The sequence below is a fragment of the Symmachiella macrocystis genome (genome assembly GCF_007860075.1).
GTDB lineage: Bacteria > Planctomycetota > Planctomycetia > Planctomycetales > Planctomycetaceae > Symmachiella > Symmachiella macrocystis.
The window spans coordinates 1,036,291-1,052,380 of sequence record NZ_SJPP01000001.1 but is presented as its reverse complement, the minus strand read 5'-3'; the positions used below and the strand labels follow the sequence as shown (position 1 = coordinate 1,052,380).

The window sequence follows — 16,090 nt, the reverse complement described above, 5'->3', positions numbered from 1 at the left end:
TAGTCACTCCAGTGGCTAAGTAAAAATACGGAGACCAGCGATGAGCATTTGGGATCGATTGCGGTTAGATGGACGGAAGCTCTTCATCACCGGCGGGAGTCGCGGATTGGGGCGGGAAATGGCGCTGGCCATTGCCGAAGCGGGCGCCGATGTCGTGCTCGTCGGCCGCGATGCGGAGAGTTTAGAACAAACAGCTGAGGATATTCGCGGATTCGGACGCAACGCGCATACCATCATTGGGGATATTGGGCAACCGGCACAGGCGGAACAAATTTGCCGCGACGCTCTTGCCGAATATGGACCGTTTGAGATTCTGATCAACAATGTGGGCGGGCGGCGGATTAATGTCCCGACCGAGGAATTGCCGTTGGACGATTGGCAGACGATTCTCGATTTGAATCTCACCAGCACGTTCCTCTGCACAAAAATCATCGGCGGGGCGATGCTCCAATTGCCCGGCGGTGGACGGGTGATTAACAACGCGTCTATATCGGGCATGATCGCCAGCCGTAACATCGGTGGCCGCAGCTACGAAGCATCCAAGGCGGCGGTGATCGCCTTCACGCGGGCGACAGCTGCCGATTGGGCGCCACAAGGCGTGACGGTCAATGCGATCTGTCCCGGCGGATTTATGACCGAACCCAACCAGCGCTGGGCCAAGGACAATCCCTCGGTCATCGAGTCCTTCGAGGCTGCGATTCCTGCGGGGAAATTTGGCGAACCGGAAGACCTGGGACCGTTGGCGGTCTATCTCGCCTCCGACGCTTCGCGCTATATGACTGGGGCGACCTTGGTCATCGACGGCGGATATACGTTGTGGTAATGTTCACTGTCCCTCGGATACTCTTCGCGGGGACAGGGACAGCGCCCTCCCGATTATCTCCATCAGCCCTCGGATTCGCCGGGGGACCAACCCACCCTCCTTGGAAAGGCACTCCATGAAATCCACGTACCGATTGGCCGCCTGCGGCTTTGCGATTCTTGCGGCTCTGCTCGCCACTACACGATTCACCACGAACAATAACAGCCACGCCGACGAACCGGCTGAGAGTCGTATTTTTGAATTGCGGACCTATACCACCAACCCGGGAAAGCTGGCCGCACTGCACGCGCGTTTTCGTGACCACACAATGAAACTCTTCGAAAAGCACGGCATGAAAAATGTCGCCTACTGGACGCCAAGTGATGAAAAACTGGCCGACAATACGCTGATCTACGTCGTCTCCCACGCCAGTCCCGAAGCGGCCAAGGCATCCTGGAAGGGTTTCATCAGCGATCCGCAATGGAAAGAGGCATACGCCGAATCGATCGCCGATGGCAAACTCGTCAAAAAGGTCGAGAGCGTGTACATGACGCCGACTGATTTTTCTCCGATGAAGAAGTGACGCGAGACATGGCAACGACGAACCCCACTGACATCCCGCGCACGCTTTCCTGGCAAGGGGAGACGACCGGTTGTCTGCGGATGATTGATCAAACATTACTGCCGATGGAGTTGCGCGAAATCGATTGCGACTCCGTCGAGCAGGTTTGGGAAGCGATCCGCGCACTGCGCGTCCGCGGCGCCCCGGCGATCGGCGTGGCAGCAGCCTACGGCGTGGTGCTGGGCGTGCGCAGTGCAGCGTCCGGTTCGCGTGCTGAATTCGACAAGGCGCTCGATCAAACGGCCACATACCTCGCCGGCAGCCGGCCGACGGCGGTAAATTTGTTTTGGGCGCTCGACCGCATGCGGCAGTTCGTCGAGGGACATCCAGAGGCGTCTCCGTCGGAATTGACGGCGCTATTGCTGGACGAAGCGCGGCGGATCGATGATGAAGACCGCGCCATGTGCGCCGCTATCGGGCGCGTCGGTGCGGAGTTGCTCAGCGATGGTGACGCGGTACTAACGCATTGCAACGCAGGAGGGTTGGCGACCGCCGGGGATGGAACGGCCCTCTCGGTTTTCTTTGCTGCAGCTGCGGCCGGCAAAAACATCGAAGTCTATGTCGACGAGACCCGCCCTTTGTTGCAGGGCGCGCGGTTGACTCAATGGGAATTGATGCAGCGGAACATTCCTGCAACTTTAATCTGCGATTCCATGGCCGGTTGGGTTATGAAGCAAGGCAGCGTTCAAGCTGTTGTGACCGGAGCGGATCGAATTGCTGCTAACGGCGATGCCGCTAATAAAATTGGCACGTACTCCGTCGCCACGTTGGCCAAAGCGCACGGCATCCCGTTCTATGTCGCCGCCCCCACTAGCACATTCGACCTCGCACTGGCCGACGGCTCGCAGATCCCCATCGAAGAACGGGCAGCGGAAGAAATCACGCATGGTTTCGGCCGGCAAACGGCGCCCGACAACGCCCGGGTGTTTAATCCGGCCTTCGATGTGACCGACGCGGCGCTCATCGCAGCGATTTTCACCGAGCGGGGAGTCATACGTCCCGTGACGACGGAAAATGTGCGCAAAATGGTCGGCAGTTCCGCCGCGGACAACTGATCACTATAATAGGGCTGCGCTCCCGAAATCCGATGCACACACCGCGCGCCCGATCGAAAGCCGAGTGATGAATTTTGCCCTCTTGGGTGACGCCCCCGAAGTCCAACCGTTGCTCAGGGCCATCTGCGCAACCCCTGAACATCAAGTGACGGCAGTCTATCAAGCCGACCGTTTGGCCGACGACTGCCCTGCAGCGGTGAATTGCTCGTTCCTCCAGGAAATCCAACAGGATACGACAATCGAAGCGGTGATTGTGGCCAGTGCGACGGATGAAATTCTGACGGCGGCCCGTGAAATGGCCGAGGCGGGGAAATCGCTGCTCGCGCTACCGCTCTATGGTCAGGATTTGGGCGTGATCTATGAGTTATCGCTAGTGACGGCCGATGAACCGATCACGTTGTTCCCCATTTGGCCGCTCCGCCAACACCCGCTGGTGGTCCAGCTGCGTCAATTGATTGATGAGGGAGAACTGGGCGTCGTGCAGTATTTGGAGTTAAACCGCACCCTGGTTCCTGCTAGCGACAACGAACAATCGCCGTTTTTGACCAAGTCACAAGTCGATCGCGCATTTTTAGCGGATGTCGATCTGCTACGGGACATGGGTGGTAATTACAGCTTAGTCACGACGCTGCGGACCGGGACCGACGAGGCGCTGTCGTCGCTGACAACAACTTTGGCTTGCGACCAGGCGCCGCAGGCGACTTGGATGGCGAAGGTCGATCCGCAGGAAACGTGGCAATTGAAAATCGCTGGCATGCGCTCGACGGCGGTCTTGAGCGGTAATCCCGCCGACTCGTCATTGACATTGCAGGCGGACGGTCCGGATTTTGAGTTCCCGCAACAAACAGCTGTCGACGATTGGGGACCGGCGGTCCTGGCATCGTTTTTGGCCGCGCGGGACAATGACGCGTCTGAGTCGAAATGGGAAGATATTCAGCGGGGCATGGAATTGATGCACGCGACCGATCGTTCGCTGCGCCGCAAACGCACGATCGAGTTGTTCTTCGAGGCGCATTCGGAGCGGAGCAACTTCAAAACACAAATGACGGCCATTGGTTGCTGTTTGATCATGCTCACGTTGTTGGGCGTGGTGGTGGTGCTTGTCGGCGGCCAAGCGGGCCTGCCACCGGTGGTCATGTCGGTGTTGAGGGTTGCGGTCTTCGCACCGCTGGGGATTTTCCTGCTATTGCAAGCGTTGTATGTACTGGCCAAGCCGGCAACTCCCGCGGGACCGGCAGCAACGGCGCGTCACGATTCGTCTTGAACCATTGCATCTCGTATAATTCGCCGGCAATTGACGCGCGTTAACCTTTGCATATCCGAGAACTTAATTTCAAAACCGGGTTGTGCTTGTTCGGGAAAATGCAGGGCTGTGTCAGCGGTACGCGTCAGAAGGTTTTGAAACTAATTCGTAGAGAAAATTCCATCCATGTCCGCTAGTGTGAGCAGTGCTTCGATTCTCGGTCCCGACGGCCGCATTGCCGCGCGGTTGACCGACTATGAGCATCGGCCCGAACAATTGGAAATGGCCGAAGCGGCTGAACACGCGATTCGCGAACGCTCGCATCTGATCGTCGAAGCGGGAACCGGCGTGGGGAAAAGCTTTGCCTATCTGGTCCCGGCGATTCTGCATGCCACTGCCGCCCAAGGAGCCGCGTCCAACAAGAGCGACAAAAAGCCGATCATCATTTCCACGAACACGATCAGCTTGCAAGAACAGCTCATCCTCCGCGATATCCCGTTTCTCAACGCGGTGCTGCCGGTCGAATTCTCCGCCGTGCTGGTCAAAGGGCGGTCGAATTACATCAGCTTGCGGCGGATGAACGGCGCCATCGATCGTGCGAAAACGATGTTTTCTCAGTCCGAAGAGACTGAGCAATTGGCGCAAATTGCCGAGTGGTCACAAGAGACGGGCGACGGCAGTAAGTCGGACTTGCGGTTCCGCCCGTTGCCCAAGGTTTGGGACGAAATCCAAAGCGAACATGGCAACTGCCTCGGCAAACGCTGCCCGACCTACGATGATTGCTTTTACTACAAAGCCCGTCGCCGTGTGTGGAACGCGGATATATTGGTTGTGAACCATGCGCTGTTCTTCTCCGACTTGGCCCTCCGCCGCGAAGGGGCCAAGGTGTTGCCCGATTATGATGTTGTGATTTTGGACGAAGCTCACAGTGTCGAAGGGGTGGCGGGCGCGCATCTGGGCATGACCGTCTCCAGCGGGCAATTCGAATATCTACTCAACAAACTCTACAACGAGCGAACGCAAAAAGGGCTACTCGTTCCACATGGTCTGACCGCAGCTCAGAAACTGGTGGTTCATTTGCGGCACGTGGTGGGCGATTTCTTCGATGCGTTGAAGGATTGGTTGCGCCTGCATGGCAGCTCCAATGGACGCTTGCGCACGCCGCCGGACGTGATCAACGAGGTCAACGGTCCGTTGCGGGAATTGGCCGGCAGCATTGCCGTGCATGCGGAAAAACTCAAACGCGAAGAAGAGAAAGTTGAACTGACCGCCGCGGCCAATCGCTGCGTGACATTGGCCGATGGCTTGAGCAATTGGCTGCACCAAACGATGCCCGATTCGGTCTATTGGACGGAGTACATCAGCGGACGCCGCGAACGGGTGACGTTGTACTGCGCTCCGATTGAGGTGGCGGCGACACTGCAAAAAGAATTGTTCGACAAGACCCCCACCGTGATTTTAACCAGTGCGACATTGGCCGTAGCGGGCAAGGATTTTAATTTCACCAAACTGCGCTTGGGTGTCGGCCGCAGTTTTGAGAACAAACTGGGCAGCCCGTTTGACTACCGCAAGAACGTACAATTGATTTTGCCAAAATCGATGCCTGACCCGGGCGGTTCTCCGTCGGAATACGAAGCGGCGGTGTGTGAGAAAATTAAAAAATACGTCTCGCAAACCGAAGGGCGGGCGTTTGTGTTGTTCACCAGTTACGGTATGCTCCGCAACTGCGCCGCACGGTTGCAGTATTGGTTCTCCGACAATAGCTTCGGACTCTACCAACAAGGGGAGGGGATGCCGACGTCGCTGATGTTGGAGCGGTTTCGTAAAGACGAGCGGGGGGTGATCTTCGGCACGGACAGTTTTTGGCAAGGCGTCGATGTGCCGGGGGATGCGCTGCAAAATGTGATCATCGCCAAATTGCCCTTCAGCGTGCCGGACCATCCGCTCTTAGAAGCTCGCATCGAAGCGATCAAGTCCCGCGGTGGAAATGCTTTTATGGAATACCAGGTCCCCGAGGCAATCATCAAACTGAAGCAAGGCTTCGGCCGCTTGATCCGCCGCAAAACTGACCACGGCCAAGTGGTGATTCTCGATCCCCGCGTCCGCACCAAACAATACGGCCGCATGTTCCTCAGCAGCCTACCCGATTGCCAAGTGGTGATTGATGATGAATAGCGGGGATTATTAGTCGGTATGGCTTAGGTACAAAATTGGCATATTGACCCGTGACAAGACGAGGCATAGAATTTTCATCATGAGTGCCTTTCGTCTGCAATATGTCTATTTGTTCGTTGCGCTGGCAACCGCGTTGCCGCCGATGACGTGTTGCGCCGATAGCACCGCTGCTCAGCAGCAACGTGCCTGTTGTACGGTTCACGACAGTCAGCCTTTGGGTGATAGCGATTCCGCACCCGTGGACCGGCAGTGTGACTGTTGCCTCAAGCGCGTCGCCGTGACGGCTGAAATGGTTAGCCTCACGCAAGTTGACGTGCAGTGGCAAGGGGCTTTGCCGCCGCTGGCCATCATTCTCCCCGCGACTGCCGATTTGGGCGGTCACGAGAACCTTCTCGTCGCTGGGGAAACCTCTCTCCGAATACTCCAGTGCGTCTGGCGGATATAAGCTGCTGCTCCGCGGATGATCTGTGAGTTTTTTTCTGTTTTTCAAAACGGTCTCCTTGCGCGCAGCAGTGCGCAAAGTGAGGACCGCCTTTATGGAGAGATATTATGTTTACGAAATTTGCTTTGGCCTCGTTTGCAGCACTCGCAATGACACTCGCCACGGTCAATGTCGGCAGCACCGCTGAGAGCGGCGAGGACTGTTGTGCATTGGGATTACCCTGTTGTGAAGCGGGAGCGGCCTGTTGCGCCGCTGCGGAAAAGCCGGCTTGTTGCCAAAACGGCGAAGCCTGCTGCGATGGTCCACAGAAATGCTGTGACGACCAAGCCGAGTGTTGTGCTGCGGAAAAGGCTTGTTGCGACACTGGCAGCCAGGATTGTTGCGCAACAGCTAAACCGTGTTGTGCAGCCCCGATGTCCTAAGTCGCCTTGTTAGGCAACTAACATCGGATTTATGACCAGTACCTCGGCAGAGCAGTTACTTTGCCGGGGTGCTGTTTTTTTACCACTGGTGGTGCAAGCAGGGCAGCGAAACCGCTTGGCAGTGGCGTGAAACGCTTAGCATGAAATTCGTCGCTGGGATGGTTTCCGACGGATTTCGTGGTTGCCTTTGGTGTTTTTGGCTTGGTAGAATGTAGGTTGTGCGGGCTTTGTGGAAAATGCGCGTTTTTTCGCAATCGAGGTTTGATTGGTCGGTCCGCTGTAATTTCCGCCGACATTCATCATTGGTTAATAGGTGCAACATGTTGAAATTGAACTGTTTACAGAAAATGGTCCTCAGTGGCTCGGCGCTCTGCGCGGTTGTCTTAGCGTTGCCGGCTGCCACAGCTATGGCTCAGGACGATGCGGATTGGGAGATCACGATTCGTTACGCCGAAAAGGAAGAGGCCCCCAAATTTGAGAAGAACGGTCTGAGTTACGAACAGGCTTATAATGCTATTCCGTTCAATCGGGCCGAGTACGATGCCAATCCTTCGTATCGCCACGATTCGGCCATGGAGTTGTTGTTTGACCAAATGCGTCCCACAACAATCATCCGCACGCAAGATGCCCGGGCTTCGAAATTCCCCGCTTACAACCGTTTGGATTACCGCTGGTCGCATCCGTACAACTATGGGTACGGCGGATTTAACTACTACCGTGGATGGCGTCGGGGGTATTAGTCGATTCCAGTCTGGTCGCACAACATAACCGGGAGGGCGAGGCTCCGTCCGAGCCGCGCGCTACCGGGCGTGTCATTCGGCCCGACTAATTTGCAAGCCAACTCGTAGGTACCGTTGTGGCCCAAACCGACAGCCTATGGTCTCATGCCTACAGACTCCGTCCCCTCACGCGGTGACGTGGCGGTGGCGGATGGCTAGCCAGAGGGCTGCTAGCATTACGATTACGAATCCTATGGGGGCTAGCGGCAGCAGGAAGTACCAGACGCCGCCGGCGATCATCAGGGCGATGGGCGCCAAATTCATAATGGCGGCCGAGGCGGTCGGGCGCCGCAGGGCGAGGACGATGCTCAGTCCCAGACCGGCCCAGACGACCAGCCAAGCGGTGTCGAACAGCGTATCGCGAAATGCTTGCGGCCGCAGGCTAAGGGCCAACTTCGGCCGGCCGCCGACCTTGGAGAGGGTCAGTTTCTGGCCGGTGGTGGGGACATCGATCAACAACGACAACCCGCCGGCAGCGGTCCATTGTTGGTCTTGGGGTTGCGGTTCTGCTTGATCTAACGCGCTGTCGACCCCGCGTCCGCCGAACAGGACGCCCGTTTCGGCGATAGCCGGATCGAAGACACTAGCGGGAATACCACTTTGGTCGGAAAAACCAGTGATACCGCCGTACTTGGGATACGAATCCAAATCTGGTAGGCTTCGGACTGGCGGTTCTGCTTCGCCGTCTCCTTGGGCGGGCGTCTCCCCATCGACCTCAGCTCCCGCTATGAAGTCATTAGAAAACGGGATACTCGCCTCGTCGACCTCTTGCAGGGATGAGGTGTAGTGCTGATCTTTGAGGGCCCCTTTTTGCTGTACGAGCTGTTCCTGCAGGCGTCCGCGGCGTTGTTCGATGCTTTTAGATTTTCCTGCTTGGGATTTGTCTAGCGGGGCGTCGTCTAATTTTAGGACGCTGTCCGAGTCGTCGATCGTGATACCGACTCCGCTGTTGCTGTTGAAGAGTTCGCCGCTGATGAAGCTGTTGCCGATAGCGCCGTTGTTGTCGCTGTTCACGCCGGCTCCGATCATGAGTCGTCCTGTGCTTGCGGACTGCGATGGAGATGACTCATTGGCGGTCTGTTCTTCAAGCTCAAGTTTCCGGCGGACTTTGCCCAGTTTATCCTGCAGGCGCGCCTGTTGATTTTTCAATTCAGCGAGTTTCTTTTTGTCGTTCGTCTTTTCTGCGACCTCTTTTAATGACTCGGCGATCTGATTCGACTGTTTTTCGATATCGAATAGTCCTCTAACAGCGCGGAATCGCTGGCCGCGATTGTCTTCTTCCAGAGCCGTGGTGAGGTAATCCTCTGTTTCCTTCATCAGCGTGATTCCCAAGTCATACCGTTGTTGGTCGGTGGTCACGAGTTTTAGATTCGAGCGGGCGGGGTCGTCGATGATGCTGGCTTCGATGTCGTTGGGTAAGTAGACGGTCCAAGCTGTTTTTGAAACGGGTATACCGAATTCGTCGTCCTGTTTGGGGGTTACGACGTCGGCGTGCGGCAGGTCGAAGTTCAGGGACGTAGCGCGGACTCCGTTGGGGAGCCGCTGGGGTAAACGGCCGGCGTAGACAATATCGGCGGTGAAGGAAAAATCACCGGCGACCGTTTTGGGCAGCGCGATCAGTGTGAGTTGTTTTCCATCCTTGGTCGTCTGCACGGGACGCGACGGTTTGCCGGCGACGAACACCGACAGGATCCGTGATTCGGACGGCATGGTGAGCGCCAGGAATTGCCGGTTGCGATTGTTGATGCGATAACTGGCCTGCGCTCGCCACGAGCCGTCTTGGGCGATGACCAATTTGTTGTCGGCCAAATTGACCGAAGCGGGGAGCGATTTGACCTGCTGCAGTTTTCGCAGGTTCCAAGTGACGGCGACGTCAGGTTGCGTGACCCGCAAGATGTCGACTGCTTGTTGTAGCAGTGAGTCGGGCAGGTTGATGATACGGACTTCTTGGGCATCGGTGGTCTGGACCGCATCGGTGCTGGCCAGATCAATTTGGTCGCGGGAATGGTTGACCAGAATCTGATATTCAGTCTGCGTCTCCAGCTGAGAGATGGTGCCGTCGTCGTTGGGTTGCGCGTTCTCGAATTGAATCGAGGGGGCGATGATTTTGCCGTTGGATGGCGGCGGGAGGGTGACGTTGGCGACGACGAAAAACTCGTCGCGGCGGGGATCGTCTAATTCGACGGTCCAGCGTATCCGTTCTTCACCGGCCGGAGTTTCGGAGATTTGCCGGTAACCGGTCCCTTGGAAATCCATTTTGCCGGACAGCCAGGCGGGGGTGGTGAAGGAAAAGGTATCGGCCGCGGCGCGGGTGATTTTCCATTTGCAGGCGATCGAATACTCAACGGCCGTGTCTTTGGCGATGATGGTTGTCAGTGCGGCGGCGGCCAATAGCGGGCGGCGCTGTTGTAGCGTCAAACCGATGGCTGGTAGTTCGGTCCCGGCGGCGGTGAAGGCGAATTGTACAGGACGCTGAATGCGACCGCGCAGTTCTGATGACAATCGCTCGGGGTCGACGGATCGCCAATCGCCGATGTTGTTCATCGTGCCGGAATAAATCGAATCGAGCCAAACTGCTACCGAGGAACGCAGACTGTCCGCCTCGGTTGCTGTCGGCACTTGCAGAGCGGGATTCAAATCGTCGGGTTGTCGCGGAATGACTCCGGAGATTTCCAAGGGGACCGCGCCTGTCATCGGCGAAGCCAACTCCAGGTGCAGGAGCGCGCCGTTGTCTGTGTCTGTCGTGGACCAATCGGACAAGTGGGGTGAGACCGCATCGAGCAACAAGTAATTCGGCGGGAGTTGCACGGTGATGGTCGATTTGGGAGCACCGGCTAATTTTAGATGCATTTGTGACCGCAGGCGGATTTTGCGCGTGCTGATCAAAATCGCATGTTCGGCCGATCCGGTCAGCCCGGGTTGTTGCCGTCGCACGAGCAGATCCAATTGGAAGGGCCGCGTGGTGAAGCGATAGGCGGCGACCGCTTGTTGTTTTCGAGGATCGACGTGCGCGTAGCGGACCGGCAGGACGAGGTTTTTAGTTTCAATTTGGGTCAAACCGGAGATCACGCTACTGGTGACGGCGAATTGGTTGCCGGCATAGACGGCAATGCGGCCGGTTTCGCGCGTGATTTGTAACGGCGCAAACGCCGGTAATGTGAGTACGTTGGACTCGGCGGTGAATTGTCGCGCGACGAATAGGTCGAAGGTCAGTTCGGTTTGGTCTTCGACTTTGCGTCCCAGAAAGACGCGCAGTTGGCGATCGTTGTCAGGTCCTTCGATGGCCCAACCGGCGACGTCCTTTCCGCTGATTTTTCGCACAGTGACATCGGCTGGTAGCGCGAAAAGGGCGAAGTTCATCGAACCTTGGCGTACGCGATAGTCGAACGTGGAGGTGATATTCACACCCGCATCATCAACTGAAAGGGCGGTGGCTGTTTCGGTATGGATCACGCCGTCGACACCGGCGCGGGTTTGGCGGGGTTGCCAGGCGACTTCGATTTTTCCACCGCGATCAACGGGTATGACCGCCAACTCGGTGTCGCCCAATTTCTGACGTCGATAGGCGCCGCTACCGCCATTAATTCGGAGGTTCAGATCGCTGCCGGGGAGTTGAAACCGCAGTGCTCCGGCGGCGACCGGGCGGAGTGGCAAGGTGAAGCGTCCGGCTGGTCCGGTCCGTTCGTAAGGGATGCGGAATTTCAGATCGATGACGTGCATGCCGGGCCGGTCGAGTAGAAGTTCGTAATCGGTCCCCCCGTCGCCGGCGCGTGGTGTGAGCGCTGCCGCTTTTCCGTCGACCTCGACCGAATCGAGCGCGATATTACCCAACGGCAAGGTGAGCGCGACTTGCCGGTCGCGATAGCTGTAGGCGACGATGCGGCCGATGATGTTGATGATGGCCGATTCCTGCCCGGCAGCGGCGTCGATTTCAGCGGCATACATCGCTTCGGCGACCATGGCTTCGACGGGGGCGGGGGCCAGAATGCGTTGGTCGGGATGCGCTTGGTTCCACAGTTCGACGAATTTTTTATGCGGCAGGAAAATCCGTTCGGCCGCTGTTGCGTCGCTGCCGGTGTCGTAGGGAATCACGATCGACGGTTCGCGGATGGGTTGCGGCGAGACGATTGGCGGTACGGGTTTCGCGATCCGTGTTTTCGATCGAGGAGTTGCTTCCTGGTTTTCATCCGCTTGAAGAGGGCCGGTGAGGGCGGTGGTGATCAAGCTGACCAGCAGCAGCGTGGCGGTCCGTTTGAGGATTGAGGTTTTCAACGTGCCGCCGAGGCTTTGTTCGCCATCGAAGCATTCGCGGATCATGGGAATGGCAATCCAGACGGCGATGCCGGCCAGCGTCCCCAAGAAAACACCATCGAGTGCAGGCATCCAATTCGGTGGTGCCAGCGCAGCTAAGCCCAACGGCAAGCTGAGCCCCAGAACGGCGACGGCGGCGCGGGCGGCGAGCAGTTTGGCCCGCAGGAACCAACAGACAACCAACATCCCGGCCATCCAGGCGATGGTCACAAAGGGGACGGGGCTGTCTTTGAGGTAATCGACTTCCAACTTGGGACCGACAGCCGCATCGGCAGCACCGACGTAGTAATACTTCGATCCACGACTGCCAGCTGGTGGGGTGAGTTTTACGTCCAGGGAGAGTAGTCCGCCGAGGCTTGTGGGCTTTGCCGTGCTCGCTTGCTGGTTGGCGGCTTGCGGAGCTTGGATGGCATTGGCACCGAATTGCGCTGCGAACGGATCAGCATTGTCGGCGGGGGCATTAGGTTGCGGTTGCCCGTCGCCGTCTTGGTTTTGGGCGAGGTTATCTCCGAAAAGGGCTTGCCCGCCCGGAGGGTGTGTAGCCCCCCAGCCGCCGATCGGTGGTTGGGGGCCACTATTAGCTTCACCGCCACTCTTTTCGCTGCCATCCCAGGGGATTAGTGGGACTCCACCCGTAGCAGAACCGGAAGTCCCAGCCTGACCACTGGTACCGGCAGTCCCTCCGCTACCGCCGATTCCACCCCTGCCGCCGAGTCCACCCGCGCGGCCGCGTAGGCGGCCATTGTCAGCGACGTTTAAGCTTGGCTGTTCGCCTTCGCCGCTTTGTTCGTCAGCAACAGGCAAATCTGCGAGTTGCCTGTTGCTGCTTGTCTGTTGCTGTTGCGGTTTGTCTGAGGATAGAGGGCGGCTCATTTGATTGCCAAGAGCTTTCATCCTCCGCGATGAGAGTTCCAGCCATTCTTTTTGATTCATGTTGGAACTTTCCGGCTTTGGCTGATGAACCGTGATCGAATCGCCAGCAGAGCTGCTTTCCGCGTCAGTGGCGACGGCCATACTCTCCGAAGTGATTCCGTTTTCAGCTCCCGCCATTATTACTATATCACCTCTGCTGCCGGTCGAGCTCATGCGGATTTGTTGTACCGCCGGCATCATGGAGGCCAACACGAACACGCCCACCAAACAGGCAATGCCTACGCCGACAGCGCCGCTGGCGCCGAGTTTGCGGTAACCCACGGTGACCAGCAATAACACGGCCAGGGCGGTGACAAGCACGAACGCCTTTCCTAACAGGTCCTGCCAACTGCCGATGGAGACGCCCCGTTGCAAGCCGCCCAGCAGGCTGGGTGCGACCGGTTCGACTTCGGGTTGATACAGATCGTGGGCGGCTAGGAAACGGGTGTCCCGGGGATGATGGATGGTCCAGGCTTGGCGGAGGATTTCGAGGGGTTGTACCGCACCTGCGCCGCTGACGATCGCCAGTTGCGGCGGCGTCTGTGATAAACGGCCGGTGGCATTCAGAGCGCCCATTTGTGATGTGTAGGAAAGAACAATCAGGTGTTCTGATTCGTCGTTGCCAGAGACGGGGAGCGGAACGCGATAGGCATCGCCAATGCGGCGGACTTCGACGGGTTGATCGTCAACGAGTGTGGCCCACAGCGCGGTTTCACTCGGCAAGCGGACTTCAAGTCCTTGGACGCCGACTGCGCGGAATTTGAAGGAGGCCTGATGTTGCAAATATCCGGTTTCGCCCAACACGCTTTCGATCAACAACTCGTCGCAGATGGCTGTCGGCACCGGCATTCGTTCGAAGCGGGTTTCGGACAGAGAAATCCGCTCAGCCGGTCGGACATGGTGATAGGCGGCAACGATCCGTTCCTGTGGACGATAATTCGCCGGGAGGGGTAAATCTTCCGGCGCGATTTCAGCGAGCGGCGCATCGTTGGCGTCGACGGCGGTGAGCGTCAACTGCTGTTCGCCACTCCCTTCGATAGCGGTGAAGCCGTTTTGCCGTTCGGCGCCGACGATCCGTAGGTCGGGGACGGTGAACGTTTCCGCATCGCCGCGCGGCATTTCAACATCGACACTTAACCGCAGCACGCCGCGATCCCGTTGGTCGAATCGTAACGTCCAGGTCCGGCGGCCGTTGGCGATTTCTGGGGTGGCGTGTTGTTCCACGATGCGGAGATTGCGATTGTGTAGGCGAAACCGTAAGTCCTCACCCGTTGCTTCAGGGAGTTCCAAACGGAGGGACCGCAAGCCGCCGCCGTCGATGTTAACGGCTGCTTCGAGGTGCGCGTGCCACGTTTCTGGTTCGAGCCGTGCGAAGCTGAGGGTGGTGGCGGAGATCCGCGAGGGTTTGCGTTCGATGCGCAACTGTCCGGCAAATCGCGTGTCCTGATAGTCGTAGCTGAGCCATTCGCCGCTGCTGCCGTCGGTTTGAATGTCGCGCGACGGATCGAGTCCGGAGAGTCCCCTCGGCACGACCCGCAGGTCCTTGGTGGAGCGGATTGTGAACGTGCCTTCCAGCACATCGACTTGCGGCAGTCGGATTTCGGGGATCGCGAATTCGAGCGGTTGGTCCTCGACCGGCCAATCATCCGGTCGCCATTGCGCGACGAGTCCGATTTGCAGCATTTGGTCGGCGGGGAGTGGTTTTTCAAAGGGAATTTGCACGTGCTGCACGCCGTCGGCCAGTGATGTGACGCGCCAGGCAGGCGTTGTATTGCCGACAGTGATTCTGGAAATTTCCCAGGCTGCCGGCAGCGAGAGATCTAATCCAAATAGCGGCACAAAACGTGGTTCGATGCTGATGCTGGACCGCAAGTCGAGTCCGATGGTGCCTACGTCTAATTGTGTGGCGATGGCCGCTTGCAGTTCCCCCGCCTTGGGTTGCGTGACAAAGGCCAGTTTGAAATCTTCTTGCCAAGCGGCGAAATACAATGACTGCCAGTTTTTTTCTCCCGGAGCGGTGTCGGCGGCGATGCGGCGGATTTCGGTGGCCACTTCGTCGGAATCGGCAATGCGGCGTACTCCGTCGAGTTGGTCGGCTCGCAAACGCAGCATCGGCGCGTGTTGTACGATGATGCGGCTGGTGTGCGCCGTGGCGTTGCTGAGGGTTAAGTTGGGAACGTTCCAAGGAGTTCCGGTCGTGGTGGAAGTCACGCCGCGAAAGACGATTCGGCGGGTATCGCGAAACGCCTGCCGGTAGGAGAGGGTCAGCATCGTACGTTTCTCTGCTGGGTTTGGTTCAAAGCCCCAACCTTCTAGGCCGGTGGATTCGACCGAGACGATGTCCAGTGAATCGGGAATGCTGAAGGTCAATCGGTCGATCGGTTTTCCGTAGACGCTCACGTCGCTGATCGCCTGCCAGGTCAGTTCTTCAGGAGCGACGCGGACGCCGATGCCGGTGGTTCCGAAGACTAATGCATCTTCGCCTTGTTGTGCTTCTTTGCCGGTGATGCGCAGGCTAATGTTTTGTTTTCCGCCAATGGCTTCGCGGTAGTGCGCCGGTTGGTCCTCGTCGGCCCCGCGTTGGGGCATCACGCTGTTGAGTACCAGATAACGACCGGCGGGCAAATCGATTTCTAGTGTGGCTGAGGGGATCGCCATGCAGCCGAATTTTGCCAACTGATCGCTGCCGCTACTGACCAAGGGGGCGGAAAGTTCCAGCGTGAGTGTTTGTTTGCCGACTTGGTCATTCAACAGATAGACCGTATCCAACTTTTGCGAGTGCCGGCCTAATTGCGCGGGGCCGTCGCCTAGTTTGGCCTGCTCCACCGACAATCCCGTAAAGCGTAACGGGACTGCGTGCCAACCTGCTTCGAGTTGTGTGACTTCAATCGTGGCGGTGATGAGCAAACGATCGCCGGAGGTGCGTGCGCGGTAGGCGGCCTGGGAGAGAATCACACCGTGGGGTGGTTCTGCGATTTGTTCGTTGTTTTTCTTGGCGGCGGCATAGAGTTCGGAGAACTTGTCGCGAGGCAGTAACACGCCTTGTTTGTCGCGGTTGAGGACAACGTCCAGGTCTTCGACGGGCACGAAGATGCGTCGTCCCGGAATTTCCGCCGTCGGTTGCTCCTGGGCGATGACTGGCCGTTGTGGAGAGAACGCGGCAGCGACGAGCAGTAAACCGACCGCTGCGATCACGCACCGTCGCGGACTGAATTCGAAACGGGCGGCCGACAAGTCGTGTGGGGTGCGGCGCTGTAACATGACGATTCCTACCTGAACTGAGTTGCATCTGGCTGGATGTTGTGACTCAACGATTCGGTCGACCGG

General features: G+C 57.9%; 9 protein-coding genes. 8 read left to right on the top strand and 1 reads right to left on the bottom strand.

Features of this window, described 5'->3' with window-relative positions:
• The first annotated feature begins 40 nt into the window (after positions 1-40).
• From CA54_RS04110 to CA54_RS04075, 8 genes are all read left to right on the top strand, one after another.
• Entirely contained in the window at positions 41-823 is a 783-nt protein-coding gene (locus tag CA54_RS04110; RefSeq protein WP_146369584.1) for an SDR family NAD(P)-dependent oxidoreductase, read from the top strand.
• A 115-nt stretch (positions 824-938) separates the two neighbouring features.
• The gene (locus CA54_RS04105) at positions 939-1,385 is read left to right on the top strand and encodes an NIPSNAP family protein (protein ID WP_146369583.1); all 447 of its coding nucleotides are present in this window, start codon (positions 939-941) and stop codon (positions 1,383-1,385) included.
• A gap of 8 nt (positions 1,386-1,393) precedes the next feature.
• Positions 1,394-2,479, top strand: coding sequence for an S-methyl-5-thioribose-1-phosphate isomerase (gene mtnA, locus CA54_RS04100; protein WP_146369582.1), 1,086 nt, complete (start codon positions 1,394-1,396; stop codon positions 2,477-2,479).
• Between the two features lie 67 nt (positions 2,480-2,546).
• A complete protein-coding gene (locus tag CA54_RS04095) occupies positions 2,547-3,743 on the top strand; it encodes a hypothetical protein (protein WP_146369581.1) in 1,197 nt (398 codons plus the stop codon).
• 165 nt (positions 3,744-3,908) lie between these two features.
• The gene (locus CA54_RS04090) at positions 3,909-5,897 is read left to right on the top strand and encodes an ATP-dependent DNA helicase (RefSeq protein WP_146369580.1); all 1,989 of its coding nucleotides are present in this window, start codon (positions 3,909-3,911) and stop codon (positions 5,895-5,897) included.
• 79 nt (positions 5,898-5,976) lie between these two features.
• Positions 5,977-6,342 carry a hypothetical protein gene (locus tag CA54_RS04085; RefSeq protein ID WP_146369579.1) on the top strand — a complete coding sequence of 122 codons (366 nt, stop codon included), beginning with the start codon at positions 5,977-5,979 and terminating at the stop codon, positions 6,340-6,342.
• A 104-nt stretch (positions 6,343-6,446) separates the two neighbouring features.
• Complete coding sequence (locus CA54_RS04080; protein WP_146369578.1) at positions 6,447-6,761, top strand: hypothetical protein; 315 nt, start codon at positions 6,447-6,449, stop codon at positions 6,759-6,761.
• A gap of 320 nt (positions 6,762-7,081) precedes the next feature.
• Positions 7,082-7,501, top strand: coding sequence for a hypothetical protein (locus tag CA54_RS04075; RefSeq protein WP_146369577.1), 420 nt, complete (start codon positions 7,082-7,084; stop codon positions 7,499-7,501).
• 165 nt (positions 7,502-7,666) lie between these two features.
• On the opposite strand, the gene CA54_RS04070 is transcribed toward CA54_RS04075, so the two are convergent.
• Positions 7,667-16,024 (bottom strand): hypothetical protein, encoded by an 8,358-nt coding sequence (locus tag CA54_RS04070; protein ID WP_146369576.1) that lies wholly within the window; start codon positions 16,022-16,024, stop codon positions 7,667-7,669.
• Positions 16,025-16,090: the final 66 nt, after the last annotated feature.